General features: G+C 41.9%; 18 protein-coding genes and 3 tRNA genes. 8 read left to right on the forward strand and 13 right to left on the reverse strand.

From position 1 onward, the window contains the following. The first annotated feature begins 401 nt into the window (after nucleotides 1-401). Complete coding sequence (locus tag AAEZ00_RS07480) at nucleotides 402-1,502, forward strand: glycerol dehydrogenase (protein ID WP_101031641.1); 1,101 nt, start codon at nucleotides 402-404, stop codon at nucleotides 1,500-1,502. A 302-nt stretch (nucleotides 1,503-1,804) separates the two neighbouring features. Here AAEZ00_RS07480 and AAEZ00_RS07485 read toward each other — a convergent pair. From AAEZ00_RS07485 to AAEZ00_RS07500, 4 genes are all read right to left on the reverse strand, one after another. Beyond that, nucleotides 1,805-1,890: transfer RNA gene (locus tag AAEZ00_RS07485), tRNA-Leu, on the reverse strand. A gap of 49 nt (nucleotides 1,891-1,939) precedes the next feature. Continuing rightward, a tRNA-Cys gene (locus AAEZ00_RS07490) sits at nucleotides 1,940-2,013 on the reverse strand. 41 nt (nucleotides 2,014-2,054) lie between these two features. Continuing rightward, nucleotides 2,055-2,130, reverse strand: a tRNA-Gly gene (locus AAEZ00_RS07495). 358 nt (nucleotides 2,131-2,488) lie between these two features. Continuing rightward, the gene (locus AAEZ00_RS07500) at nucleotides 2,489-3,925 is read right to left on the reverse strand and encodes a glyceraldehyde-3-phosphate dehydrogenase (RefSeq protein ID WP_101031643.1); all 1,437 of its coding nucleotides are present in this window, start codon (nucleotides 3,923-3,925) and stop codon (nucleotides 2,489-2,491) included. Between the two features lie 200 nt (nucleotides 3,926-4,125). Here AAEZ00_RS07500 and AAEZ00_RS07505 point away from each other — a divergent pair, with 200 nt between their 5' ends. Together AAEZ00_RS07505 and gap are read left to right on the forward strand one after the other, a co-directional pair. After that, on the forward strand, nucleotides 4,126-4,956 hold the full coding sequence (locus AAEZ00_RS07505; protein WP_351076901.1) for a DUF2989 domain-containing protein: 831 nt from the start codon (nucleotides 4,126-4,128) through the stop codon (nucleotides 4,954-4,956). A 230-nt stretch (nucleotides 4,957-5,186) separates the two neighbouring features. Continuing rightward, entirely contained in the window at nucleotides 5,187-6,197 is a 1,011-nt protein-coding gene (gene gap, locus AAEZ00_RS07510; RefSeq protein WP_101031647.1) for a type I glyceraldehyde-3-phosphate dehydrogenase, read from the forward strand. Between the two features lie 471 nt (nucleotides 6,198-6,668). Here gap and nadA read toward each other — a convergent pair whose 3' ends face one another. The 5 genes from nadA to astE form a co-directional block, all read right to left on the reverse strand. Continuing rightward, nucleotides 6,669-7,736, reverse strand: coding sequence for a quinolinate synthase NadA (nadA, locus tag AAEZ00_RS07515; protein WP_351088492.1), 1,068 nt, complete (start codon nucleotides 7,734-7,736; stop codon nucleotides 6,669-6,671). 112 nt (nucleotides 7,737-7,848) lie between these two features. Continuing rightward, nucleotides 7,849-9,510 (reverse strand): dihydrolipoyllysine-residue acetyltransferase, encoded by a 1,662-nt coding sequence (locus AAEZ00_RS07520; protein ID WP_351088493.1) that lies wholly within the window; start codon nucleotides 9,508-9,510, stop codon nucleotides 7,849-7,851. 9 nt (nucleotides 9,511-9,519) lie between these two features. After that, nucleotides 9,520-10,497 carry an alpha-ketoacid dehydrogenase subunit beta gene (locus tag AAEZ00_RS07525; RefSeq protein ID WP_351088494.1) on the reverse strand — a complete coding sequence of 326 codons (978 nt, stop codon included), beginning with the start codon at nucleotides 10,495-10,497 and terminating at the stop codon, nucleotides 9,520-9,522. A gap of 3 nt (nucleotides 10,498-10,500) precedes the next feature. Then, complete coding sequence (locus AAEZ00_RS07530; protein WP_101031655.1) at nucleotides 10,501-11,679, reverse strand: thiamine pyrophosphate-dependent dehydrogenase E1 component subunit alpha; 1,179 nt, start codon at nucleotides 11,677-11,679, stop codon at nucleotides 10,501-10,503. Nucleotides 11,680-11,835: 156 nt separating this feature from the next. Beyond that, on the reverse strand, nucleotides 11,836-12,867 hold the full coding sequence (astE, locus tag AAEZ00_RS07535; RefSeq protein ID WP_351076925.1) for a succinylglutamate desuccinylase: 1,032 nt from the start codon (nucleotides 12,865-12,867) through the stop codon (nucleotides 11,836-11,838). Between the two features lie 227 nt (nucleotides 12,868-13,094). Here astE and msrA point away from each other — a divergent pair, with 227 nt between their 5' ends. Then, the gene (gene msrA / locus AAEZ00_RS07540) at nucleotides 13,095-13,574 is read left to right on the forward strand and encodes a peptide-methionine (S)-S-oxide reductase MsrA (RefSeq protein WP_351076886.1); all 480 of its coding nucleotides are present in this window, start codon (nucleotides 13,095-13,097) and stop codon (nucleotides 13,572-13,574) included. A gap of 214 nt (nucleotides 13,575-13,788) precedes the next feature. Here msrA and AAEZ00_RS07545 read toward each other — a convergent pair whose 3' ends face one another. From AAEZ00_RS07545 to AAEZ00_RS07555, 3 genes are all read right to left on the reverse strand, one after another. Beyond that, nucleotides 13,789-14,148, reverse strand: a complete 360-nt coding sequence (locus tag AAEZ00_RS07545) for a hypothetical protein (protein WP_351076883.1) — start codon at nucleotides 14,146-14,148, stop codon at nucleotides 13,789-13,791. 142 nt (nucleotides 14,149-14,290) lie between these two features. Next, the gene (locus tag AAEZ00_RS07550) at nucleotides 14,291-14,650 is read right to left on the reverse strand and encodes a hypothetical protein (RefSeq protein ID WP_351076880.1); all 360 of its coding nucleotides are present in this window, start codon (nucleotides 14,648-14,650) and stop codon (nucleotides 14,291-14,293) included. An 11-nt stretch (nucleotides 14,651-14,661) separates the two neighbouring features. Then, nucleotides 14,662-15,690, reverse strand: a complete 1,029-nt coding sequence (locus AAEZ00_RS07555) for a hypothetical protein (protein WP_351076877.1) — start codon at nucleotides 15,688-15,690, stop codon at nucleotides 14,662-14,664. 554 nt (nucleotides 15,691-16,244) lie between these two features. Between AAEZ00_RS07555 and trxB the strand changes: the two genes are divergently transcribed. After that, entirely contained in the window at nucleotides 16,245-17,198 is a 954-nt protein-coding gene (trxB, locus tag AAEZ00_RS07560) for a thioredoxin-disulfide reductase (RefSeq protein WP_101031659.1), read from the forward strand. 247 nt (nucleotides 17,199-17,445) lie between these two features. On the opposite strand, the gene AAEZ00_RS07565 is transcribed toward trxB, so the two are convergent. Next, on the reverse strand, nucleotides 17,446-18,006 hold the full coding sequence (locus tag AAEZ00_RS07565; protein ID WP_351088495.1) for a GNAT family N-acetyltransferase: 561 nt from the start codon (nucleotides 18,004-18,006) through the stop codon (nucleotides 17,446-17,448). A gap of 157 nt (nucleotides 18,007-18,163) precedes the next feature. On the opposite strand from AAEZ00_RS07565, the gene AAEZ00_RS07570 reads away from it, so the two are divergent. The 3 genes from AAEZ00_RS07570 to AAEZ00_RS07580 all read left to right on the forward strand — a co-directional run bounded on the left by AAEZ00_RS07570 (nucleotide 18,164) and on the right by AAEZ00_RS07580 (nucleotide 25,552). Beyond that, nucleotides 18,164-19,351 (forward strand): efflux RND transporter periplasmic adaptor subunit, encoded by a 1,188-nt coding sequence (locus AAEZ00_RS07570; protein WP_351076873.1) that lies wholly within the window; start codon nucleotides 18,164-18,166, stop codon nucleotides 19,349-19,351. 5 nt (nucleotides 19,352-19,356) lie between these two features. Beyond that, nucleotides 19,357-22,533 (forward strand): efflux RND transporter permease subunit, encoded by a 3,177-nt coding sequence (locus tag AAEZ00_RS07575; RefSeq protein ID WP_101031666.1) that lies wholly within the window; start codon nucleotides 19,357-19,359, stop codon nucleotides 22,531-22,533. Between the two features lie 310 nt (nucleotides 22,534-22,843). Next, complete coding sequence (locus tag AAEZ00_RS07580; protein WP_101031668.1) at nucleotides 22,844-25,552, forward strand: bifunctional acetate--CoA ligase family protein/GNAT family N-acetyltransferase; 2,709 nt, start codon at nucleotides 22,844-22,846, stop codon at nucleotides 25,550-25,552. Nucleotides 25,553-25,812 lie beyond the last annotated feature (260 nt).

Here is a 25,812-nt window from a genome sequence, read left to right on the forward strand (position 1 = left end):
AACCGATTAGCCAAATACGCTAAATAACTTAACGTTCAAATCACCATCATCAGTATCTCATACTCGCTATTTACACTTTGGTTACAAGGCGCGTTGGGCTAGAAGTCTCATCAAAATTAACCAATATAAAATTGATGATGTAGGATCGGCTCATTTATCCTTTCTGCTTTACACGCTAATCAGTTAGAAAAATTGCACGATTAAAGCCTTTAAAGTCAAACTGGAGTCGTTTAGTATGAGATGAGTATGTATTCCTTTGTGCTTATAACAACATGGGAGTGGTAATTGAAAAAAGTCAATATTATCCATGTGTTATAGAGAAGCTAGTGAGTCAACTTTTTTTACTGGTTGTGCTTTGGGGTATATTGGTAAATTTTAAAATTACATTTTGGAGAGAATCAATGTTAACTGTTATGAGAGCCCCATCTCGATATGTTCAAGGTGCTAACGCTATTTTGGAACTGGAAAAACACGTTTCCTCGATAGGCACAAAGTTCTATGTTGTAGCCGATGAGTTTGTCATGAATATGACCAAGGAAAAAATAGAACAGGCCTTTGGTGGTGATACTTCAAAATTGGTATTTGAAGAATTTAATGGCCAAAGTTCCATGACAGAAATTCGTCGTATCGAAGAATTACTTAAGATGAGCGGTTGTGATGCCATTATTGGGATAGGTGGAGGTAGAACATTTGATACCGTTAAGGCGGTTGGTCATTTTTCTAAAGTCTCAGTAATTATTGTACCAACCATAGCAGCAACTGATGCGCCATGTACTGCATTATCTGTTATTTATAATGATGAAGGAGAATTTAGCGAATATCTTTTCTATCCTAAAAATCCTGATGTTGTTCTGGTCGATTCTACCATTATCGCAAAAGCACCCGTACGTTTTCTAGTAGCAGGAATGGGCGATGCGTTAGGAACCTATTTTGAGGCCAGAACTTGCTTAAATACAAAATCTGCCAACCTTGTTGCTGGTGCGGTATCTCAAGCCGGTTTTGCACTGTCTAAATTGTGTTATGAAATATTGCGTGATTATGGCTTAAAAGCCAAACTTGCCGTCGAAAATGACGCAGTAACACCTGCGGTTGAAAAAGTGTTGGAAGCCTGTACTTATCTCAGTGGTGTCGGCGCTGAAAACGGTGGTTTAGCTACGGCTCATTCTATCTATAATGGTTTCACTATTCTTAAGCAGTGTGAAAAGACCATGCATGGTGAAATCGTGGCATTTGGCACATTGGTTCAATTGATCCTTGAAGATCAGCCAATGGAAGAAATTGAAAATGTGATCGATTTCTGTTTAACCGTCGGTTTACCCATTACGTTAAATCAGATTGGTTTAACAGATTACACCAGTGAAGAGTTGATGCGTGTTGCCCAAGCGGCTTGTAAGGAAGGAGAAACGATCCACAACACCCAAGGCGGTGTGACCGTTACTGAAGTTTACAATGCTATTGTGACTGCCAATGCGATGGGTGAAGAGTATCTGCAATTAGCTTAATTTTATAAGGTAACTCCCCATCATTATAAACCGGCCGAGATGTTAATCTTTTAATGTTAGGTCCAAATTCCAAACATAAAAAGCCCCAACTCATGTTGAGGCTTTTTTTTACCACTTTCTATTACTAGAGATTATAATGGTACCCGAGGCCGGACTATTCTTGATAACAAAGAGTGGCACGCCTGATGCTTAACAAGAGTGAGATGGATGTTCATCTTTATTCTTTACAACTAAATTCAAGATGTAAAAAAGCCCCAACTAATGTTGAGGCTTTTTTACACCATACTTACGTATGTAAATGATGGTACCCGAGGCCGGACTTGAACCGGCACGCTTATTCAGCGAGGGATTTTAAATCCCTTGTGTCTACCGATTCCACCACTCGGGCAAAGTGTTGTTTTAACCGTTACTAAAAGTAACCATTAAACGCAATATTGTGGAGGCGCAACCCGGAGTCGAACCGAGATAGGCGGATTTGCAATCCGCAGCATAGCCATTCTGCCATCGCGCCATGCTTTAACCAATTTCATCTCTATCGGATGAGAAAGAAATTGGAGCGACATATCGGGTTCGAACCGATGACCTATACCTTGGCAAGGTATCGCTCTACCAACTGAGCTAATGTCGCATATCTAACGCTTTAACGCTTCATTAATACTGCAGAAAAACCTGTATCAACTGAATTAATGTCGCATTTGTAACTCTTTAACGCTTAACAGCTAGAGAACGTTTCCCCTGACTGCGGAACGGCATTCTACCGTTTTAGCCCTGATAGTCAATCAATAAAAACAGATTTATTGCCACAAAATGACTGTTTGGTGCATAAAACAGCAGTATGATTAAATATATTACAAGGCGCATAAAAAAGCATCTCCAAAGAGATGCTTTATCATTAACCTTACGGGTAAGTACTCAATAAACAGACATATTCAGTATAAAGACTTTACTGATCGTCCCCATCACCTAAGGTTGATATTTATAACGTATTAATTTTTTGGTAACGACAATGTGGTTAAACCAAGCATTTTTTGCATAACACCAACAACTTGGCAGCTATAGCCAAACTCGTTGTCATACCAAACGTATAAAATAGCGCGCTTACCTTCAGCAATCGTCGCTTGAGAGTCAACCACACCCGCATAACGTGAACCAACTAAATCGCTAGATACAATTTCAGTTGACTCAGTAAAATCAATTTGATTCTGAAGTCCAGACTGTAATGCCACATCTTTTAAGTATTCATTCAGCTCATCACGATTAGTTTCAGATTGTAGATTAACACTGATGATAGCCATAGATACGTTAGGTGTTGGTACACGGATCGCGTTACCGGTTAACTTACCTGCTAATACAGGCAATGCTTTGGCAACGGCTTTAGCTGCACCCGTTTCAGTAATAACCATATTCAATGGTGCGCTGCGACCACGACGGTCAGCACTGTGGTAGTTATCGATCAGGTTTTGATCGTTAGTATAAGAATGAATGGTTTCTACGTGGCCATTCTCAATACCGTATTTATCATTGACCGCTTTTAACACTGGAGTAATGGCGTTAGTGGTACAGCTTGCCGCCGATACAATGGTGTCTTCATCGAGAATATCATTTTCATTAACACCGAATACGATATTTTTAATCGCACCTTTAGCGGGTGCCGTTAACAATACTTTGGTCGCACCAGGGCTTTTAAGGTGTAAACCTAAACCAGCTTCATCTTTCCAAATACCGGTGTTATCCACGACTAAAGCATCGTTAATGCCATACTGAGTGTAATCAACTTGGTCTGGAGAATTAGCGTAAATGATCTGAATGTAAGTACCGTTGGCAATGAGCGCGTTGTTTTCTTCATCCACTTCAACAGACCCATTAAACGGTCCATGTACTGAATCACGACGTAATAGACTGGCACGTTTTTCTAAATCGCTCTTTTTCCCACCCCGTAAAACAATGGCACGCAGACGCAATTTATTGCTCTTACCTGTACGTTCAATTAACAACCGAGCTAATAAACGGCCGATACGACCAAAACCGTAAAGAACAACATCACGAGGAGGGGTATCATCACCATGATTAACCGCTTCTGACAATTCGTGAGCCATATAAGCTTCAATACCGCTCGCATCCTTGTTATCACGCCAGTAATTAATGGCTAATTTACCGATATCCACTCTGCAATGCTTAATGGCTAATTTGCTTAGTGCTACAACAAATGGGAAACTTTCACGAAGACGTAACTTTTCACCGACATGACGACGCACTAAACGGTGTGACTTAATGATTTCGATGGTTGATGCGTTTAGTAATGGTTTACCATATACCATTACTTCAATGCCTTGATTACGATACAATTTGCCAAGCAACGGTTGCATTGCTTCTGCCATTTCGAAACGTTCTTGCCAGCTTTGTAAATGTTTATCTGCACTCATGTAGGGATCCTTTATCTCACTTTTCTATTATTTTCAGAAAGGTTTGAGTAACAATAAGAAAAGACCAATAATTTAGTATATTGTATGGGGACTGCCCCTGTTGGTCGGCGACATTGTAATAAAATACACGCTATTTCGCTAGTAACAAATTTTCGGTAAACGTGTAATTTTATTAGACAATTCAGCTCTTGGAGACGCTTTTGAACCATAATTTTGTATTAATTACATCATTTACAGTTATTGGGGCGTTTTTTGGTCTTTTTGGCTGTGATAATGGCCGTAATAGCGAACTAATTTGTAAAAATAATCCTGAACTTTGTAGCGATTTACACAAAGATAGTTGGTGTCGCTTTGAAAAAGCCGACTTGATCCGTCATCGATACGCGTTAAAACAAACTTCATCGCCCACTGGTAAGCAACTCTATCAACAGCTTGTCCATCTAGAAGATTATAGTAAATGCATCGAATTGGCCGCTGGAGTGCAACATAAACTTAATACCTACCGTACTCGTGATCGCGAGCAAGCATTTGCGGTAAGCACCCAAACACTCGCTGAACTGCAAGAATTTACCCGCACTAATAATGATGTGCATTTAGCTTTTTATCGTTGGATGCGTTTCAACGACCAAGCCGGATTCACCATTGTAGAAGACACCTATAAGCAAGGTAACCTCGTCGACAATGAAATTATTACTCAACTAGCCGCCTATTATGTGCGGGTCTCCCCTCACGACGCTAAATCACTTTATTTGCATTTGTTATCCACATCAGAGCCAGCCAATGTCGATCCTGATTGGTTTTTAGCATTAGCCTCAATTTACCGCCAACAACAGGATAGTGAAAAAGAGTATATGCTAACCAGAGCCAATTTGTTAATGAGCGAAAACCTTGCCGATGAGGAACAAGTATTAGCCATCATTAATAGTGATCATAAGCGCGCATTAGTTTTAGACCGCCAAGCAGTTGAATTAGTATCAACGGTAATGAGCAATAAATTTGCCAATAGTCACAGTGAAACATTATTGAAATAAACGACGATTTTACTGTTTATGTCAGCTTTTGCAGCAATAATTATTTATGTAAACTTACAAAAATGTGGTTAATTTATCTTCAATACGGGCTAAATGTAAAAATAATACGACAATTATGCCCTTTATTCGGCATATTTGGGTGATTTAACTTGATTATTATAGCCAGTTTGGTAATTTTACAACTAGGCGATCCACATGCCACCAAATTATTTTAACTTGAGGGATATGAGATGACTATCCGTGTAGCAATTAACGGCTATGGCCGTATCGGTAGAAATGTTTTACGTGCACTGTACGAAAGCGACAAAGATTACCCAATCGAAATCGTAGCATTGAATGATTTAGGTGATGCGTCAATTAATGCCCACTTAACTAAGTATGATACTGTTCATGGTCGTTTCAACGCTAAAGTTGATCATGACGATGAAGCTATCTACGTCAATGGTGACAAAATCTTAACTTTCCAAGAACGTGACCCATCAAAGTTACCTTGGGCTGAGTTAAAAATTGATGTTGTTTTTGAATGTACTGGTATCTTTACTTCTAAAGAATCTGTGCAACCACACCTTACTGCAGGCGCAAAGAAAGTTATTATTTCTGCTCCAGGTAAGAATGTAGATGCAACCATCGTTTATGGTGTGAATAACGACATATTAACCTCAGACATGACAGTGATTTCAGGTGCATCATGTACTACTAACTGTTTAGCGCCTATGGCTAAGCCGTTAAATGATGAAATTGGTATTGAGTCAGGTCTAATGACCACAATCCATTCATACACTAACGATCAACGTTTATCTGACGTGTACCACACAGATTTACGCCGTGCTCGCGCTGCGGCAATGTCGATGATCCCAACTAAAACCGGTGCAGCTGCTGCAGTAGGTTTAGTGGTTCCTGAGCTTCAAGGCAAATTTGACGGATTAGCGGTACGTGTACCAACGATTAATGTGTCTTTAGTTGACTTAACCTTCTTAGCGTCTCGCGACACCACTATTGAAGAAGTTAACGCCATCATCACTCGTGCTTCACTGCAGTCTCCTATGTCTGAAGTGTTAGCGATTAATGAAGAACCATTAGTGTCTATCGACTTTAACCACAATCCTTTCTCTTCTAATTTCGACGCAACACAAACACGTGTTAACGGTCGTTTAGTGAAAGTGATGTCATGGTACGACAACGAGTGGGGTTTCAGTAACCGCATGTTAGACAACGCTGTTGCACTAATGAACGCTAAGTAATCTACCTTGTAGAGTCGCTTGTTGGATTTAGTTTAGCTTAAGGGCCTCGCATTTATTGTGGGGCTTTTTGTTGGCTGTTGGGTAAACCGTGTACCCTTTGTGTGTGCTGGTGCTGGCAGGATTTTAGCTTCAACGTTACTGAAGTAGGTAACAAAAATGAATGTATCCATTAATGTCTAAAATACCATCGTGATTATGTGGTGATGAAATTATAATCGTTACAACAAATTGCCACATAATTGGATCATGGTTATTCGAAGCACAAAATCGAGTCAAAAATTTTTTAGCTCTTGGTAATTATTATTAATTTAAAAAACAATACCTTTGACTATAACCTCAGCTGAACAATATTTTAATATCAGATATTAGTTGTTACTAAGCATTGGTATTATTTTAGATAACTCGATTCTGCTAAATAAAAAGCCGACTTGATGTCGGCTTTCATTTTTCTGTTCACACTAAACTTTGCGCTTAGGCGTTGCCCTTCACTTTCATATTCAATTCTTTGGCAAAATCGAGCATGCGGGTGAGTGGGATGAGTGCTTTGATGCGCAGTTCTTCGCTAACAAAGATTTCATGGTCAGTTTTGTCGGTATCAACCAATGACGCTTCGATAGCGGGTAAACCGTTCATGGCCATCCACGGGCAATGAGCGCAGCTCTTGCAGGTCGCGCCGTTACCACCGGTTGGAGCTTCGAGTAAGGTTTTACCTGGCGCCGCTTGCTGCATTTTATAAAAAATACCGCGGTCTGTGGCAACAATAAAAGTGTCATTAGGCATTGTTTGCGCAGCGTTAATGAGCTGGCTGGTAGAGCCAACGGCATCGGCAAGTTCAATCACACTGGCAGGTGATTCTGGATGAACAAGGACGGCTGCTGTTGGATGTTGCTTTTTAAGCTGGCGTAAGGCTTTGGCTTGAAACTCATCATGCACAATACAATCGCCCTGCCATAACAGCATATCAGCGCCAGTTTGCTTATTGATGTAAGCGCCTAAGTGACGGTCTGGTGCCCAGATGATTTTTTTATCTTGGCTGTCTAAGTGCTCAACAATTTCAAGTGCAATACTTGAGGTTACCACCCAATCTGCACGGGCTTTTACTGCGGCAGAGGTGTTGGCGTATACCACCACGGTATGATCAGGGTGCGCATCGCAAAACTCACTAAAGAGTTCTATCGGACAACCTAAATCTAATGAACAGGTTGCTTCTAACGTTGGCATTAAAATGGTTTTTTCTGGGCTTAAAATTTTTGCGGTTTCGCCCATAAACTTCACCCCTGCGACAATTAATGTCTTTGCTGGGTGATCACGACCAAAGCGTGCCATTTCTAGAGAATCAGATACGCAGCCGCCGGTTTCTTCTGCTAAGGCTTGAATTTCAGGGTCGGTATAGTAATGGGCCACTAACACCGCATCTTTTTCAATCAGTAACTGCTTAATGTGTGCTTTATATTGTGCTTTTTCAGCGTCAGACAACACGGCAGGTTTAGGTGGAAACGGATACTCAATAGTTTCAATTTTAGGTGCCGACAAACTCATACAGGTTCCAAACGATTGACATTGTCCGGATATTATACGAAATCGTGGTTAAAAACAAAAGGACGCGTTAGCGTCCTTTTAGATAAGGTAGTGTATTAAACACTTAACAGTATTAGTGCATGGCTAAAAGCATTTCTTGCGGTTGTTCTAGGTAGTGTTTCCATAGATTACAGAAACGGGCAATGGTGCCGCCATCAATGACGCGGTGATCGCCTGACCAACTCACTTGCATGATCTTACGTGCTTCAACTTCGCCATTGGCGTTAAAGCGCGGCAATACCTGCAATTTACCCAAAGCCACAATCGCCACTTCAGGTTTGTTGATAATGGGTGTTGCCACCGTACCACCTAGAGCACCAATGTTAGAAATCGAAATAGTGCCGTCTTTTAAATCTGCTGGTGATACTCGTCCGCTGCGCGCGGCAGTCGTTAAGCGAGTAATATCAGCGGCGATTTCTAAAATCGATTTACTTTGCACATCTTTAATATTGGGCACCAACAAACCGACTTTGGAGTCAACGGCCATACCAATGTTATGACGTGACTTGTAGGTGAGTTCAGTGCAATCGGCATTCACTTGGCTATTTAATATCGGAAATTGGGTAATCGCTAACGACATGGCCTTCATAAAGAAGGGCATCATGGTGAGCTTCACTTCATCGGTTGAATAACGTTGCTTCATGCTTTCACGCAAGGCAACCAGTTCGGTTAAATCAAACTCTTCACAGTAAGTAAAATGCGGGATAGTCGATACCGACTCTACCATCATCTTCGCCATGATAGCCTTCACGCCTTTGATGGGCTCGACTCTATCGCTTGCTCCAGCATAGCTAACAGTAGGGCTATTATTTATTTGACCAGCTTGATTTTCTAATTGACCACCGACTTGACCACTTACTTGATTAGCAGAAGATGACACCGGCGTTGTGCTTACAGCAGCTTGGGTGGAACTTGCTCCCTGCTGATGACGTTCAATGTCTTCTTTATAAACACGGCCATTTTTGCCAGTACCCACAACCATAGCAATATTAATGTCTCGCGAGCGGGCCATGCGGCGTACCGCCGGACTGGCTAACGCTTTACCTTGTGCAACAGGTTCAAGATTACCTTGTGGCGCAGCAACTTGAGCTTGTTCAGCAACCTCTACCGTCGCGGACTGAGTATGACTATCCGCTGCCACTTCAATGGCAAATAAAGGCGAGTGAACTTTAGCGAGCTGTCCTTTGCGATAATGCAGTTTGACAATTTTACCGGCTTTCATTGCAGGTATTTGCACTAAGGCTTTATCGGTCATCACATCAGCAATAGGCTGATCTTCAACCACCATATCGCCTTCTTTTACTAACCAATCAACCAATTCACATTCAACAATACCTTCGCCAATGTCTGGCAATAAGAATTCTTCAATGTTTGATTGGCTGCTTGAGGTGGTAACAACAGCATTACTGTCGTTAACGCTTGTGTCATTAATGGCCGTGTCGCTAACCGCTGTGACTTCAGCAACCGGCGCGTCAGTGACACTATCGCTCTCTTCACCTTCCATTTCTACTGCGTACAATGGTTGATGCACAATGGCTATTTCACCTTTAGCGTAGTACAGCTTAGTAATTTTTCCGCCATGGGGCGCTGGAATTTGCACTAACGCTTTATCAGTCATTACATCTGCAATCGGCTGATCTTCAGTGACCATATCACCTTCACTGACTAACCAATCAACTAATTCGCATTCCACCACACCTTCGCCGATGTCGGGTAAAATAAAATCTTTAATCATATCTTACTCCTAATAGGCCACTGTGGCTTTGATGGCTTCGAATGTCTTTAACTCATCTGGCATGTATTCTTTTTCATGCACTAATGGATAAGGCGTATCTAATCCGCACACACGGCTGATGGGTGATTCAAGTGATAAGAAGCATTCTTGCTGAATAGTTGCGGCAATTTCACCGGCAAAACCTCCGGTTAATGGCGCTTCATGGTTAATCAGCAAACGACCCGTTTTGGTCACTGATTTTACAATAGTTTCAACGTCCCATGGCGCTATGGTGCGTAAGTCGATAATTTCACATGAAATACCTTCTTTCTTGGCACGTTCGCAGGCCTTTTCAACGATGTCCATCTGTGCCCCCCAAGCCAAAACAGTAATATCACTGCCCTGTTTAACCACTTGTGCTTTACCTAACTCAATGACGTAGTCGCCAGCTGGCACTTCGCCAACAGAGGCTCGATACAAACGTTTAGGTTCAAAGAAAATCACTGGGTTTGGATCGCGAATAGAGGCCAATAACAAACCTTTAGCTTGTTCAGGATTACGCGGAATGACCACCTTTAAACCTGGCGTTTGCGTAAAATACGCTTCAGGTGATTGGGAGTGGTAATGACCACCTGCGATACCACCACCATAAGGTGTGCGGAAAGTTAACCCACCTACATCGAATTGATTGCCGCTGCGGTATCTGAATTTTGCTGATTCATTAACGATTTGATCGAATGCAGGAAAGATATAATCAGCAAACTGAATTTCAGCAACCGCGGTCATACCATAAGAGGCTAAGCCATTAGCAAAACCCGCAATACCTTGTTCAGTCAACGGCGTGTTAAAACAACGGTCGCGCCCAAATAGTTCTTGCAGGCCCGAAGTGGCACGAAATACCCCACCGAAGTGACCAACGTCTTCACCAAAAATTACCATGCGCTCGTCGGCAGTCATGGCTATTGATAGCGCCTCATTAATGGCGTGTAACATATTCATTTGAGCCACGGTTTAGAGTCTCCCTGCACTTTTTGGATAGGCTTTTGGATACTTATTGATATGCTCTTTCAACTCTTTCAGCTGCTTTCTCAATGCTGGAGTGGGTTTATCAAGCACGTCTTCGATGATCTCGTCTAATTTCGGAACAGGTAACTTTTCAGCCACTTTAACCGCTGCGAGGACTTCTTCGCGATAACGTTCGAACAATTTGGCTTCATCGGCTTCGGTGAGCCAATCTTTATTGATCATCCATAATTTAAAGCGTTTAACTGGATCGTGTTGTTGCCATTTGGCCTCTTCATCTTTTGAACGATAACCCGATGGATCGTCAGATGAAGAATGCGCACCCAAGCGATACGTCATCGCTTCAATTAATACTGGTGCATTGTGCTCAAGTGCATAGGCACGAGCTTGTTGAGTTGCCGCTAACACCGCAAGCATGTCATTACCGTCAACACGAATGGTGTGCATACCGTAACCGACTCCACGACTGGCAATACCATTGCCGGAGTATTGTTCTTCCGTTGGTGTTGAAATGGCATAACCATTATTGCGGCAGAAGAAAATCGTCGGCGATTTCAGCACTGCAGCCATGTTTAAACCAGCATGGAAGTCACCTTCTGACGCGGCGCCTTCACCAAAATAACAAATGGCCACGTTACGTTTACCTTGTAACTTCATACCGTAAGCCACACCTGTGGCTTGTGGGATTTGGGTTGCCAATGGTGACGAAATCGTTTGGTAATTCAGTTCACGGCTGCCGTAATGAATCGGCATTTGACGACCTTTACCTAAATCTTTTTCGTTACTGAACATTTGGTTCATAAATTGTTCAGTCGTAAAACCGCGATACCGCAATGATGCGTGTTCACGATATTGAGCCAAAATGACGTCGTCTTTATCTAACGCGGCGGTACTGCCTATAATTGAGGCTTCTTCACCGGTACAGGTCATGTAAAAACTAATACGCCCTTGACGCTGTGCACCCAACATACGCTCGTCTAATACGCGTGTAAAAATACACGTATCAAAGATTTTATCAGCCAGAGCCTTGTCGATTACCGGTAAAACCGCGTTTTCATACGTGGTGCCATCGGCTTGCAAAATACGCAAAATGGGGATGTGCAATGACGCTTTGTCTAAGAAGCTGACACGGTGCACTGTTTCATTGGTCAGTGGTGCGTTGCTCATATTATGCTCTTGTTATTGTTGAACCATGTTCAATATAAACACGGCTCTATTTATACTATGCAAGTAGACATTACGTTAACGTAAACTACCTATCAATACTTACTTTAACGGTAAATGCATTTTACTCACGATTAACATGTATATATTGCTTTACGGCTATACGATTGACTCATTCGGTGCAGGCACTAAACATAACACTGTACGCTGCCCTATCGGCACATTCGCATTAGGAAACACAATCGCTTCTTGAGGGTGTTCTACTTTAATCTCTACACCACCTTCGGTTGCTAGCACTTCGCCCTGACTAAAGGCACTGAAGTTTTCGGCATCACCGGCAAAGCTAAAAGCAAAGTCTTCAACATGCTTATTGATCGAGCGAGACACCTTATATAAGTTGACCTTGGAAGAGTCGAACTCAACAGGCGCTAACGCAGTTTCGGTGATCAGCTTTTCAAGCATAGTATGAGTTTGAGTAAAACGACTCATGTCATTTTGCCCAAATGGCATCACCTTACCTAATTCAACCGTGAAGGCATCTGCTTGAAATTGCTGTGACGAATAATAACTAAACGTCGTTGTGGGTTCATGATGAAACAACATGGTATCGACACCACATGCCGCTAAAAACATGATTTGCTCCGCGCTAAAGGCTCGCCCTGGGCGGTATGGATAAATAGCAAATTTTTCATGCTTTGACGCACGGATGGCGGTATGTAAATCGTAATGTATGCGTTGATGGTCGCTATTGGCGTTAAAAAAGTCGGCGACATGTTGCTCTAATGCTTTGGCGCGGTGACGTTCTGGATGAGTTAAACCCTCACCTTTTGAGTGCGCACCACTGAACAGACGGTTCATGTTTTCGTCAATAAAACGGGTTTGATTAATGATGGCCGCAGGATTACCTATTAAGAATAAACACCGCTGTTTAGCGATGATTTTCTCACTCAACAAATCATGAATAAGTTGATTACACATTTCAATTGGCGCGGTTTCATTACCGTGGATAGCACTGGATAGTACAATGTCTTTGGTCGAATTTTGGCTCGGGGTAAACACAATGACACCCGTGTCGAGTACATCAACATGAGTATGTGTCCCTAACATAAAATCAAAACAGCCATCTATTTTGTCGGGATTGGCTAAAGTGTAAGCTAAAAAATCTTGGTCTTTCAGTAGATTAGATAACACAAACAACTCCTTGTATGCTTTATTATGCGGCATGATTAAGTTAGCCATTGTGCACCACTTAACATTAATTGCCTGTTTTTATCGGCGGATTCTAACATAGGCAAACATTATTTTATTGGTGGCATATGTTAGATTTATTTATTAATAAAAGTTTGCTTGCAAAACATCTCAATATTCAACACAACTATAGCCATCTAGACTTCTGTAAATTATTTTAAGGGTATGTCATGGCGTTAGCAACATTTGGTGCAGGTTGTTTTTGGGGTGTTGAATATTTTTTCCGTGACATTAACGGCGTCAGTAACGCAACTTGTGGCTACATGGGTGGCCAAGACAGTGCGACAACATATAAAGAAGTCAAAACCGGTTCAACCGGTCATGCTGAAGTGGTACAAGTTGAATTTGACCCGCAAGTAGTCAGTTTTGACGATTTATTGGACGTGTTTTGGCAGAACCATAATCCAACCATGTTAAATATGCAGGGCGGCGACATTGGTACCCAATATCGAAGTACTATATTTTTCCACGATAAACAGCAAAAGGCCGAAGCTGAAACCTCTAAGCTGGCGTTAGCGCGCAGTGGTAAATGGGGACAGCGTCATATTGTGACCGAAATTGTACCGATACAAACATTCCACATAGCCGAGGAATACCATCAGAATTATTTAGAAAAAAATAATTTACCAACATGTCACTTGGTTTATTAATTGGATTTAGATAAATAGTACTTTTCTTATTGCGTGATCAATCAAAATCACTGAGATTTTTGAGTTTACGACACATTGTTGAAATAAGGGAGATGTCCTTATTTCAACAATGAAAAATAAACACCCTATTTGAGCAACGGCAGAGGATAGATTTTTTTGTTAGCTTTTACTTAATATTACTCATCGATGTTCAATCAATCACCCAGTAACACTATTAACTTTTATGGATATATAAATAGTAAATAAATATTCCAAGAGTAAAAATACTGACCGATGAAATAATGTAGAACCACGCAAGTTTTTTGTCTTTGCTTCGACTAAAGCGCTTTGTCGCTTCAATATTAACAAGAGAAGCATGACGTTTGAGGTTGGGCCAAGCGATAACCCCAGCGTAAGCAACCATTCGTGTACAAATACCTTTATCCCAAGCAGGGGGCTCTATCCCTTCTTTCAACATTTCTTGCTCAAGATGTTTAATAGTAATGCGGCCAAATAAAAAAGTTGTAATACACCATATACAAAGAGCAATAAAAAATAATATTTCCATCCAACTTTCAGTTGATAGTTCTAACATAAATCCCTCGCTATAGGCTATTTAACCAGTCACCTAAATTAAAGGCTTTATTATCTCCGAATATCACAATCCCATCACCGGCCTTAGTAACCACAAAACCAATTGTTATCGTCGTATCTAAATATTAACGCAACCAATTTTGCTAGCTATCAGGGCCGTATAGATAAGCAACAGTGAACATAAGAGTAAAAAACACAACACTAGAGATCTGTACAAATACAGCCAAATACCAGTCGACTTTTCGACTAAAGCGCTTGGTAGCTTCTATGTCAACAATAGAAGCATGCCTTTTAGCGTTAGGGCGCATGATAATACTCGCATAAGCTGGGTATCTCATACCTATGCCTTTATCCCATTCTGCCGGCAATATGTCTTCTTTTGCCATTTCGCGCTCAATATGCTTAACGGTAATTCGGCCAAACAAAAGTACAGCAATACTCCACATACAGAAGGTAATAAAAAAAAATATACCCATCCAGTCTTCAGTTGATAGTTCTGACATGAATACCTCCTTTACAGGCTATTAAGCCAATCTCCGATATTATAGGCTTTATTGGCAGCCCATTTCCCAGCAATATCTCCACCTTTAGCCGCTACAACTCCAACCGTTATGGCAGTACCGATAATAATGACCCATCCAACAGGCGTAGCTAGCATAGCAACACCTAGGCCAGCTGCTACGACTTGACCTCCCCCCCATAAACCAGCAGCTGTACCCATACCAAAACCGGCAGTTTCAACTGCTGCACGTTTTTGCCAATTAGCTCCAGCTAAATAATCAACATGCACATTGCCCGCACGAATCCCAGCATCAAGCACAATTAATCCTTTACCGAGAACATTAGCTCCCATTTCAAAAGCACGTAAATTTTGAAAATCGACTGTAGAGGTAAATTGAATTGGTTTTATGGACCTACCGCTTTTTGCTTTATTGATACCACGATCAGCATTACGGTAAACAGTACCTCTTTTGCTTTTGACCCGACCAATGTATTTATTGATTTCTGTTTGGAATTTTTGATTAAAGTCTTTCCCGAGTTCCCTTGCATTTTGTTCTAATATCATCATTTGGGCTTTAGGATATTTTGCTTGTGCGCCAATTCTTACTTTCTCTAATGCATCTTGAAGTTTATGAGCGGCTTTAGCAAAGCTACTTAATCTTGTATCTAAGGCAGTTGATGCTGCGCCTATGGCTCCTATGCTTTCATTGCGCACCATGGGTGCTAACTCAGCTTGATAAAAATCAGCGAGTGCTTGCAGGTTTTCGCCTCCAAACATATAATCCATCACAGCGATATTTCGTTTTGCTTGTTGTGGTAAAGATTGTATTTGATTAAGCGTGCAAACTAATTCAGGCCTTTCTTGGCGCCAATTAGTGCCATTAGTGTTGCCACTACGCATAATAAAAGGGGTGCCAGCAGAGACAAAAGCACCATTAATATGTGGGTTGTCTTGTTGAAACGTGGCAAAGACTTGTTCGTTATTTGGGTTAATTGGGAAGGTATTACTTTTGCTATAGCATAGCTCTATATTATTTGGCATCGTTTAGTCCTTTAAAAAAATCAATCCTATTGAAGCTGCTATGAATCATTTGAGCTTCAATCAATGAGCAATGAATATATTATCATTTAAAAAAAATGATGTATAATTGTTAAACAAATATTTGGCTTTAGCGATGAGCGATGACGTTTCATTGGAATAAATGTTATTTCTCTGATCCAAGGTATGCTTTCAGATCAGCAATTGTTTAATCGCCATTTTAAAAACGATTGTTTTTTGCACACCAGTTCTGATTTGCTCACAAAAAAAGTCTTTAGATATCACTTACTATCGTTCGTTACTACTCATTTGGTATATTTTACCGTTGTGGTTACCTCTACCTAAGCAAGTTATAACGATTAACTATTCTATTGAAAAAAGTCAACAGGCACTAGCTCGTTTGATTTATTTCAGGCTAGTTCGCTTGCCTAAAGCGAGTTATTGACATAATAGATAACCCCAATCGATTTCTTACACTCAACTTCACTTTACCCGCCGCAGTAAATTCCATACAATCCATGGCAATTGCTTAGGGCATGTTATCGGAGAACAAAATCATGAGTGAAGCTCGTCACGTTAACCTACTAATTTTAGGTTCTGGCCCTGCCGGCTATACTGCTGCAGTTTATGCTGCACGTGCTAATTTAAAACCTGTGATGATCACAGGCATGCAGCAAGGTGGGCAATTAACCACGACTACTGAAGTTGAAAACTGGCCAGGCGATGCAGAAGACTTAACCGGCCCAGCATTAATGGAACGCATGCAAAAACATGCAGAAAAGTTTGATACTGAAATTATTTTTGACCACATCAACGAAGTAACCTTAACCGAGCGCCCTTTTCGTTTAAAAGGCGATAATGGCGAATTTACTTGTGATGCATTAATTATTGCTACTGGTGCTTCAGCTAAATATTTAGGGCTTCCTTCTGAAGAAACCTTTATGGGTCGCGGTGTGTCAGCGTGTGCGACTTGTGATGGCTTCTTTTACCGTAACCAAAAAGTTGCAGTGATCGGTGGTGGTAACACCGCGGTTGAAGAAGCACTTTATCTAAGCAATATTGCTTCTGAAGTTCACTTGGTTCACCGCCGTGACAGTTTCCGTTCAGAAAAAATTCTGATCAACCGTTTAATGGACAAAGTGGCTAACGGTAATATCATTTTACATCTCGACCAAACACTTGAAGAAGTCACTGGTAACGAAATGGGTGTAACGGGTCTTAAAAAGAAAAGTACTAAAGACGGTTCAGTAACTGATTTAGACGTTGCGGGTGTATTCATCGCCATCGGTCACAGCCCAAATACGGGTATTTTTGCTGACCAATTAGAAATGAGTCATGGTTACTTACAAGTAAACAGTGGCTTACAAGGTAATGCGACTCAAACTAGCATTGAAGGCGTGTATGCTTGTGGCGACGTAATGGATCAACATTATCGTCAAGCTATCACATCAGCCGGTACCGGTTGTATGGCTGCATTAGATGCAGAGCGTTTCTTAGACGCGCAAAAGTAATCTACCTCGCTAACGCTACAAAAAAAGAGCAGCTTCGTCTGCTCTTTTTTATTGTCTGATAAATGGTTTACATCGCTTTATACCCATCAGGCCTCAAGATGCTTTATCCGGTACCCGCTCGGATGCCAAATAAAGATGCCACATTTGTTAATGGCCATTCCCTTGTCACTTGTTGCAACGCCGTTGGCGTTACTCTGTTAGGTTTATGCCATTAATCTAGATAAATTATAATAAATTAAATGCCTTTTTAAACTTCTTTTTGATAAAACACTGCTTCGGTATCACCTAATGGATCTCGATGAATACTTTTGTGTTGGAAGGTCATCCCGAGTTTTTTCATGATCGCGATAGACGCTAAGTTTTCTTCTATCGCCACGGCACTGACATTAGTGACCTCATCTACTGCACTCACCACGTCCATGACAGCTTGGGCCGCTTCTGTTGCGTAACCTTTACCCCAACTTATGTGCTTAAATCGCCACCCTAATTCAAGGTTATGCGGCTGTGCTTGGGTAAAAAAATGCATTGGTCTGACTAACACCCAGCCCAAATAGGCACCGCTTAAGCCATGATTGTCGTTGTCAGCACACGTTAATGCCTGTACCTTCCATAATCCCCAACCTTTGGCTGGATTTAAATATTGAGCCAATCTGGGGATCATCACCGTATCAATCTGATGTTGAGTGGTTTTGTGTCCTCCATTTAAAAAATGCATCACCCGTTCGTCTTGGTCTAGTTCAAATAATAATGCGCTGTCATCAAGGGTTATTAATGATAATTGTAATCTAGAGGTATTAGCGACCAACATGTTTTTTATCCTTGGGTTGACGCACAAATTGACACACAAGTTTACACAATGAAACAACAAACAATAAACATATCGATTAACATATACCATTGAAAAAACTATTAGCAGTATGCACAGCAATTTGCTGCAAAAAAATCGGATATTAAGAGGAAGGATTGTGGCGACTAAAAAACAAATCATATTACCAATCATAGTATTAGGAATTGGAATAGCCGGTTTAGTTGGCTTCTCTGCGTTAAAAAAGCCCCCAGAAGAAAAGCCCGCTGTTGATAACACTCCTTTAGTGTCGGTTGAAGCAATAGAGTATAACACGATGACCTTTTCGGTCAGTTCATATGGTGTTGTGGCCGCCAAATACGATACCGAACTCGTGTCGCAAGTAAGTGGTGAGATTATTTATTTAGCCGATGGATTCGTCAAAGGCGGATTTGTTAAAAAAGGCGATATTCTCGCCAAAATAGACCCTAGCGATTATGAAGCAGGCTTATTAGATGCTCAGGCCAATGTTGCCGCATCCAAAGCTAATATGGTTCAAGAGCGAGCCAATGGCGAAGTTGCTTTGCGAGAGTGGGCGGAAATTACCAGCAGCAAGCCAACGGCTCTCAGTTTGCGGAAACCGCAATTAGCCCAAGAGTTAGCAAAGCTAAAAAGTGCTGAAGCAGGCTTATTACGCGCACAACGTGATTTAGAACGTACCGTGATCCGCGCACCGTATGATGCACTCATTTCCAGTCGAGAAATCGGTTTAGGTGCATACATGACTACGGGCAGTAAAATTGGCCATGTTTACAATACAGATACAGCTGAGATCCGCTTACCACTAGCCGATAAAGATATGCAATATTTAGACAGCAAAGGCACCCATGCTGAAGTGCAATTAGTGGGCAATTTTGCCGGAAGTAAACAAGAGTGGACAGGAAAAATTGTCCGCAGTGAAGGCGTGGTAGACAGTAAAAGTCGTATGACCTATTTGGTTGCAGAAATTGACGATCCCTACGGGCTTAACACCAATAAGAATGAATTACGTTTTGGCACCTATGTCACCGCTCATATCGAAGGCAGTAATGCCGGTAATGTGACCATTATCCCCCGTCATTTGATAGTAAATGGCTTAGTTGCCGTCATGGATGCAGACAAAAAACTGCGTTATAAACCCGTCACAATTATCCGCCAAGAAGGTGCTAATGTGGTTATTTCTGAAGGGCTTGAATCAGGAATGCAAGTGATAACATCAGCGCTTGATTACCCATTAGAAGGCATGAAACTGGCACTGCCAGAAGATAAGATTCTGCAAAAAGAGTCTGTAGAAAAAGAGCAAACAGAACTTGCGATGGAAGGTAAATAATCATCATGGCAGATACTCATAAAGGAATCATCGCCTGGTTTGCTCGCAATAGTGTGGCCGCAAACTTACTGATGATCATTATCATACTCGGTGGTCTGTTGACCGCCAATACTATTCGAAAGCAGTTCTTCCCTGCCGTTGAAATTAACTGGATTCAATTTAGCGCTGTTTACCCCGGTACTGCGCCGCAAGAAGTGGAAGAAGGCATTACCATTAAAATTGAACAAGCATTAGAAAGTGTTCAAGGTTTAAAGCGAGTCATTACCTATTCAAACCGTAATATGGCTCAGGGTTACTTTCAGGTTGAAGACTCATATGACCCATTAGTGGTACTTGATGAAGTCAAGTCCCAAATTGACTCTATCTCTACTTTCCCTGGCGGCATGGAGCCCCCAAAAGTTGAGCGAATTAAATTCAGGCAAGAGGTAATGTACTTAAGCCTATATGGTGATTTAAATCAAAAGCAGCTGAAAGACTTGGGCGAGCGGATTAATGATGAAATCATGCAGCTGCCTGGGGTTAACATTAGCGAATACTACAGCGGCTTAAGTTATGAAATTGGTATTGAAGTTAGTAAAGACCGTTTGCGGGAGTTTGGCATAACCTTTAACGATGTTGCCGATGCGGTTCGCGGCTATTCACGCAATATGTCTGCGGGGCAAATTAAAGCTGAAAATGGTTACATTAATTTACGCGTCCAGAATCAAGCCTATGTGGGCTACGAGTTTGAACAACTGCCTTTACTGACCTTAGATGATGGTACTAAGATTTTATTGGGCGATATCGCCACCGTAAATGATGGCTTTGAAGAAGGCATCCAATACTCAAAATTTAATGGTAAAAATTCAGTTAGCTTTTTCATTGGCGCCGCTAAAAACCAGAGTATTACAGATGTTGCCAAAACCATTAATATTTTTGTCGATAAACAGCAAAATATATTGCCACAAGGCGTAAAACTTGAACCTTGGGTCGACATGACTTACTACTTAGACGGTCGTTTGCAATTAATGCTCGACAGCATGAAAACGGGTTCTATATTAGTGTTTATTATGTTGGCACTATTCTTACGAGTTCGATTAGCGTTTTGGGTGATGATGGGGCTACCAGTATGTTTCTTAGGCACCTTATTGTTTATGCCAATGGCATTTATTGATGTCACCATTAACGTTATCAGCTTGTTTGCCTTTATCTTAGTACTGGGGATCGTGGTCGACGATGCCATTGTTATGGGAGAAAGTGCCCACAGCGAATCAGAAGAACACGGCCAAAGTATTGAAAGTGTTATTCGTGGGGTTAAAAAAGTTGCCATGCCAGCGACCTTTGGGGTGCTAACAACAATAGCGGCCTTTTTACCCATAACCCTTGATGATGGTCCGTCATCAGCATTTGGGCAAGCCATTGGTTTTATTGTTATTTTATGTTTGTTATTTTCGCTAATAGAATCAAAATTAATTTTACCCGCGCATTTAGCCCACATGAAAAAACCTACCGTGGTTAAACCCGGTTCAAAAAATCCAGTAGATTGGCTGCGTAACGGCGTCAATTTTGTTCAAGGAAAAGTTGACCGCGGTTTGAGCCGATTTATTAGTTCTATTTATCGCCCTTCCCTTGAATTAGCCGTTGAATATCGTTATGCGGTCATAATGTTGTTCATTAGCTTGATCCTGATCGGTGTTGGACTCTATATGGGTGGTGTGGTGCGTTTTATTGGTCAGCCAAAAATCCCCCACGATTTCCCAAGGGTAACGGTTGAAATGAACGTCGATGCATCAGAACAGTCGACGCTTGCGGCCGCTCTGGCGATTGAGAAAACCTTATATGATGTCGATAAAAAGATAGAGCAACAGTACGGTCAGAAAATGATTTCTGACATGCAGGTCGATCTTAAAGGGCAAACAACCGCTGAAGTGATGACAAAATTAGTCGACCCCTCTGTGAGACCGATGGACACTTTCGCTTTAGCTGAATTATGGCGACAAGCCATGCCATTAATTCCAGGTGTAAAATCCTTTAACATCCGCGACAGTCTGATGGGTGGCGGTCGTGAAGACGGTGATATTAGCTTCAGGCTTGAAAGTAAAGATGAAGCCCAATTAGTTGCCGCTTCACTCGCCCTTAAAGAGAAGCTTAAATCTCTTAAAGGCGTCAGCGATGTCAATGACAGCCGTCAGTCAAGTGCAAAAGAAGTGCAGTTCCAATTAAAACCGTTAGCCAACGCATTAGGCTTAACCTTAGCCAATATTGCCTCGCAAGTGGGTAACAGTTTTTATGGCTTAGAAGCACAGCGTATTATTCGAAATGGTGAAGAGATCAAAGTGATGCTTCGCTATCCAGAAGAACAACGCAATTCAATCGCACTGGTACAAGACGTAATGATTAACACCCCACAAGGTGCAGAGTTACCCTTATCTGAAGTGGCGGAAATTAAGGTGGTTCAAGGGGTTAATAGTATTCGACGCGAAAACAGTAACCGTACGATTAACGTATGGGGCAATGTTGATGCAGAGCAAACTGAACCGTTTAAATTGGCTAAAGATATCCGTGATAACTTTATGCCAGAATTACTGACCAAGTATCCACGGGTACACAGTGAGGTTTCGGGCAGTATTCAAGAGCAATTAGACAGTGCCGACACCCAAATGCGTGACTTTATTTTATCGCTATTACTGATTTATAGCTTGTTGGCTATCCCACTGCGCTCATATATACAACCAATTATGATCATGTCTGTTATCCCTTTTGGGGTCATAGGCTCCGTCATGGGACACATCATTTTAGGCATTGATTTAAGCGTCTTATCCATTTTTGGTATTATCGCGGCGGCTGGTGTGGTGGTGAATGATTCGTTAGTGATGGTGGATTATGTTAATAATTCCCGAAAAGCGGGCGTCGCCATGAAAGAAGCTGTGCTCAATGCGGGTTGCAGACGCTTTAGGGCGATAATGTTAACTTCATTGACCACATTTATTGGTTTAGTGCCGATTATGGCCGAGACCAGTATGCAAGCTCAAATGGTGATCCCAATGGCGGTATCATTAGCCTTTGGGGTACTGTTTGCAACAGTCGTAACCTTATGCCTCATCCCTTGTCTGTACATTGCTATTGAAGACGGTAAAACAATGATCCGCAAGATCATCAATATTTACGTCCCGGTCCCTTCATCAGCAACAACAGCAACCTAGCAGTATTAGTTACTTGTAAAAAAAACCACTAGCAGCACACATAAAAAGGGCCTTAACAGGCCCTTTTTTATTACCGCTTTCTATGGCCGTTCTCTATTATTCTTTCTAAGACGAATTTTTAGCTTGAAGCTAAGCCCTACACACTATTTCATGATGCTTTAATCGATTACTAGAGACAGACTGAGTAATTGGTTTTATTCACAAAATAACGACCGCGTAAAAATAGTGTCTTTAACGTTATTCCACAAAATATTATGCTAATCTAACCTTAATCACCGTGCTTATTGCCAGCCAGCTAAGGTCACTTTCTATGAGTCAACGTAGCATTAATGCTCTATTTAAACCCACTTCTGTGGCAGTCATTGGCGCGTCTAACGGCAATAAACGTGCGGGTAAAGCCATTATGAAAAACCTGCTTTCGGGTGGTTTTTCTGGACCTATTATGCCGGTCACCCCCAAGTACACTGCTGTGATGGGGGTATTGGCTTATCCCAATATTGAAGCGCTACCCATCAAACCAGATCTCGCCATTATTTGTACTAATGCGCTAAAAGTCCCCAGTATCGTTGAACGTTTAGCGCAATTTGGCTGCAAAGTGGCCATTATTATGGCCTCAGGCATGGCCTCGCAAACCGACGAGCAAGGCAATAATTTACTTGAAGTCACCAAGCAATATGCTAAACGTTACGGGATGCGTTTGTTAGGCCCCAATAGCTTAGGAATGATTTTACCGCCTATAGGTCTCAATGCCAGTTTAGCCCACGCAGGTGCCAACACCGGGAAAATCGCCTTTGTGTCACAATCTGCCGCCATTTGTACCACGGTACTCGATTGGGCAAACAACAAAGGCATTGGCTTTTCTTCCTTTATTTCATTGGGTGATGCCACCGATATCGACTTTGGTGAATTGCTAGACTATCTAGGCCGTGACAGTAAAACCAGCGCCATCATGTTATATATTGATTCAATAAACGAAAAACGTCACTTTTTATCTGCTGCCCGTGCCGCCTCGCGCAATAAACCCATATTTGTGATTAAATCAGGACGCAGCCGTGAAGGTGTAAAAGCCGCCATGCTCCATACTGGGGGGATTGGTGGCAACGATGCCGTTTACGAAGCCGCCTTTAGGCGTGCCGGTATGCTAAGGGTTAATGATTTAATCGAATTATTTGCCGCGGTTGAAAGTCTCGCACATTCTGCACCCCTCAAAGGCGAACGATTGGTTATTATGAGCAATGGCGGCGGCCCTGCGGTGCTTGCTGCTGATGAGCTGATCATAAAAGGTGGCAAATTAGCCCCCTTGTCAGAAAAAACAGTTGCCGAGCTCAACACTATTTTGCCTAGCACCTGGTCACAGCAAAATCCTATCGACATGATTGGTGATGCAGACCATCAACGTTACGCTGATACCTTAAATGTGCTGATGAGTAGTAATGAGACTGACACCATTTTAGTGCTGCATTCGCCATCGATATTAGGCGAAAGCGTCGAAATAGCCAACAGTATTATCGACATCATTAATAAACACCCCAATCGAAACCGATTAAATATACTCACCAACTGGGGCGGTGAGGACTCAGCTTATCTCGCCCGCAAACGGTTTACTAAAGCTGGCATTTCGACCTATCGCACCCCTGAAGGGGCTGTAAAAGCATTTATGCATATGGTCGAATACCGTCGTAACCAAAAATTACTCCAAGAAGTCCCACAATCGATACCCGATAATATTCCGACTGATAGCCACGCGGCGCGAGCATTATTACAACAGGCCTTAGATAATGGTCAAACGGTACTGGAAACCCATCAAGCTGGTGATATTTTACGAGCTTACGGCCTCAATACCATTGAAACATTATTTGTAAAAGACGTGGATGAAGCCGTCAATGTCGCCAAGCAAATAGGTTATCCGGTGGCGTTAAAAGTGCAATCACCCGACCTACTCTACAAGTCGGATGTCCACGGTGTGGTATTAAATTTAGCCTCGGATGAAGATGTGAGCTATGCCGCCCACTCTATTATTAATCGGGTTCATCAAATTACTCCTAGCGCCAAAATTGACGGTTTGATTATTCAAAAAATGGCCTTAACCGCGGGGGCACAAGAAATTCGGGTATCCGTGATTAATGATCCGGTATTTGGCCCCGCTATCTGTTTAGGTGAAGGTGGCTCGGATTGGGACCCGACTCGTGATGCTGCCGTTGCCTTGCCTCCGTTAAATATGGCGTTGGCGCGATATATGGTCATCCAAGCACTGAAAACCCACAAGTTACGTGACCGTCACTTACCACTGGGTTTAGACATGAATGCCTTGTGCGTCATGTTAACCCAAATCTCTCATTTGATTATTGATTGCCCTGAAATCGCTGAATTAGACATTAACCCAGTGTTAGCGGCGGGTGAGAAAATCACCTTATTAGACGTCAATATGCGGTTGCATGATACGCCACAAGACAACATAAACCGCTTGGCCATTTTGCCTTACCCGAAAGAATTAGAACAAACCACCACCTTAAAAAACGGTCTTCAGGTGATGTTAAGACCCATTTTGCCCGAAGATGAACCTAAGCATTTAGAGTTTGATAATTCATTAAGTGATGAAGACAGATACAAACGTTATTTTGGGGTGCGTTCACGGATGACCCATGAAGAAATGGCAGTATTAACTCAAATTGATTATTCCCGTGAAATGGCGTTTATCGCAACCACAATGACAGAAGATGGCGAAGAGCTGACCTTAGGCGCCGTGAGAGCATCTATCGACCCAGATAATACTGAAGCCGAGTTTGCTATGGCGGTACGCAGTAACTATCAAGGGATCGGCTTAGGTAAGTTATTGCTCGAAAAACTGATTGCTTATTACAAGACCAATAACACCCTTTATTTAATGGGGTTTACCATGTTTGAAAACCGCAGTATGGCCAACCTTGCCAAGTCACTCGGGTTTACAGTGTCATTTGATATGGAAGAACATCTGATAAAAATGCACATGGATTTGCAACCTGAGTCTACCGTCCAATAACATTCTGGTTATCACACGGTATTAATCAGCAATAGATAAACAAACGCCCACCAATGGATCATAGCGATTACATTCATTGGTGGGCTTAAACGTTTTATAGCCAAATACCCGTGCGATTAAACAAGATAAAAGACATTATCGAAATAGCCATTATGCCCGCTAGAACAGACCTGATAACGTCTGATTATTGACGAGCATGTCGCTAAATCATGTGCTAAATCAAAAGCTAAATAGAGGATTGAATTTATAGCCATAAAAAC

The sequence above is a fragment of the Shewanella sp. S1-49-MNA-CIBAN-0167 genome, assembly GCF_040310145.1.
In the GTDB taxonomy this organism is placed as follows: domain Bacteria; phylum Pseudomonadota; class Gammaproteobacteria; order Enterobacterales; family Shewanellaceae; genus Shewanella; species Shewanella psychromarinicola.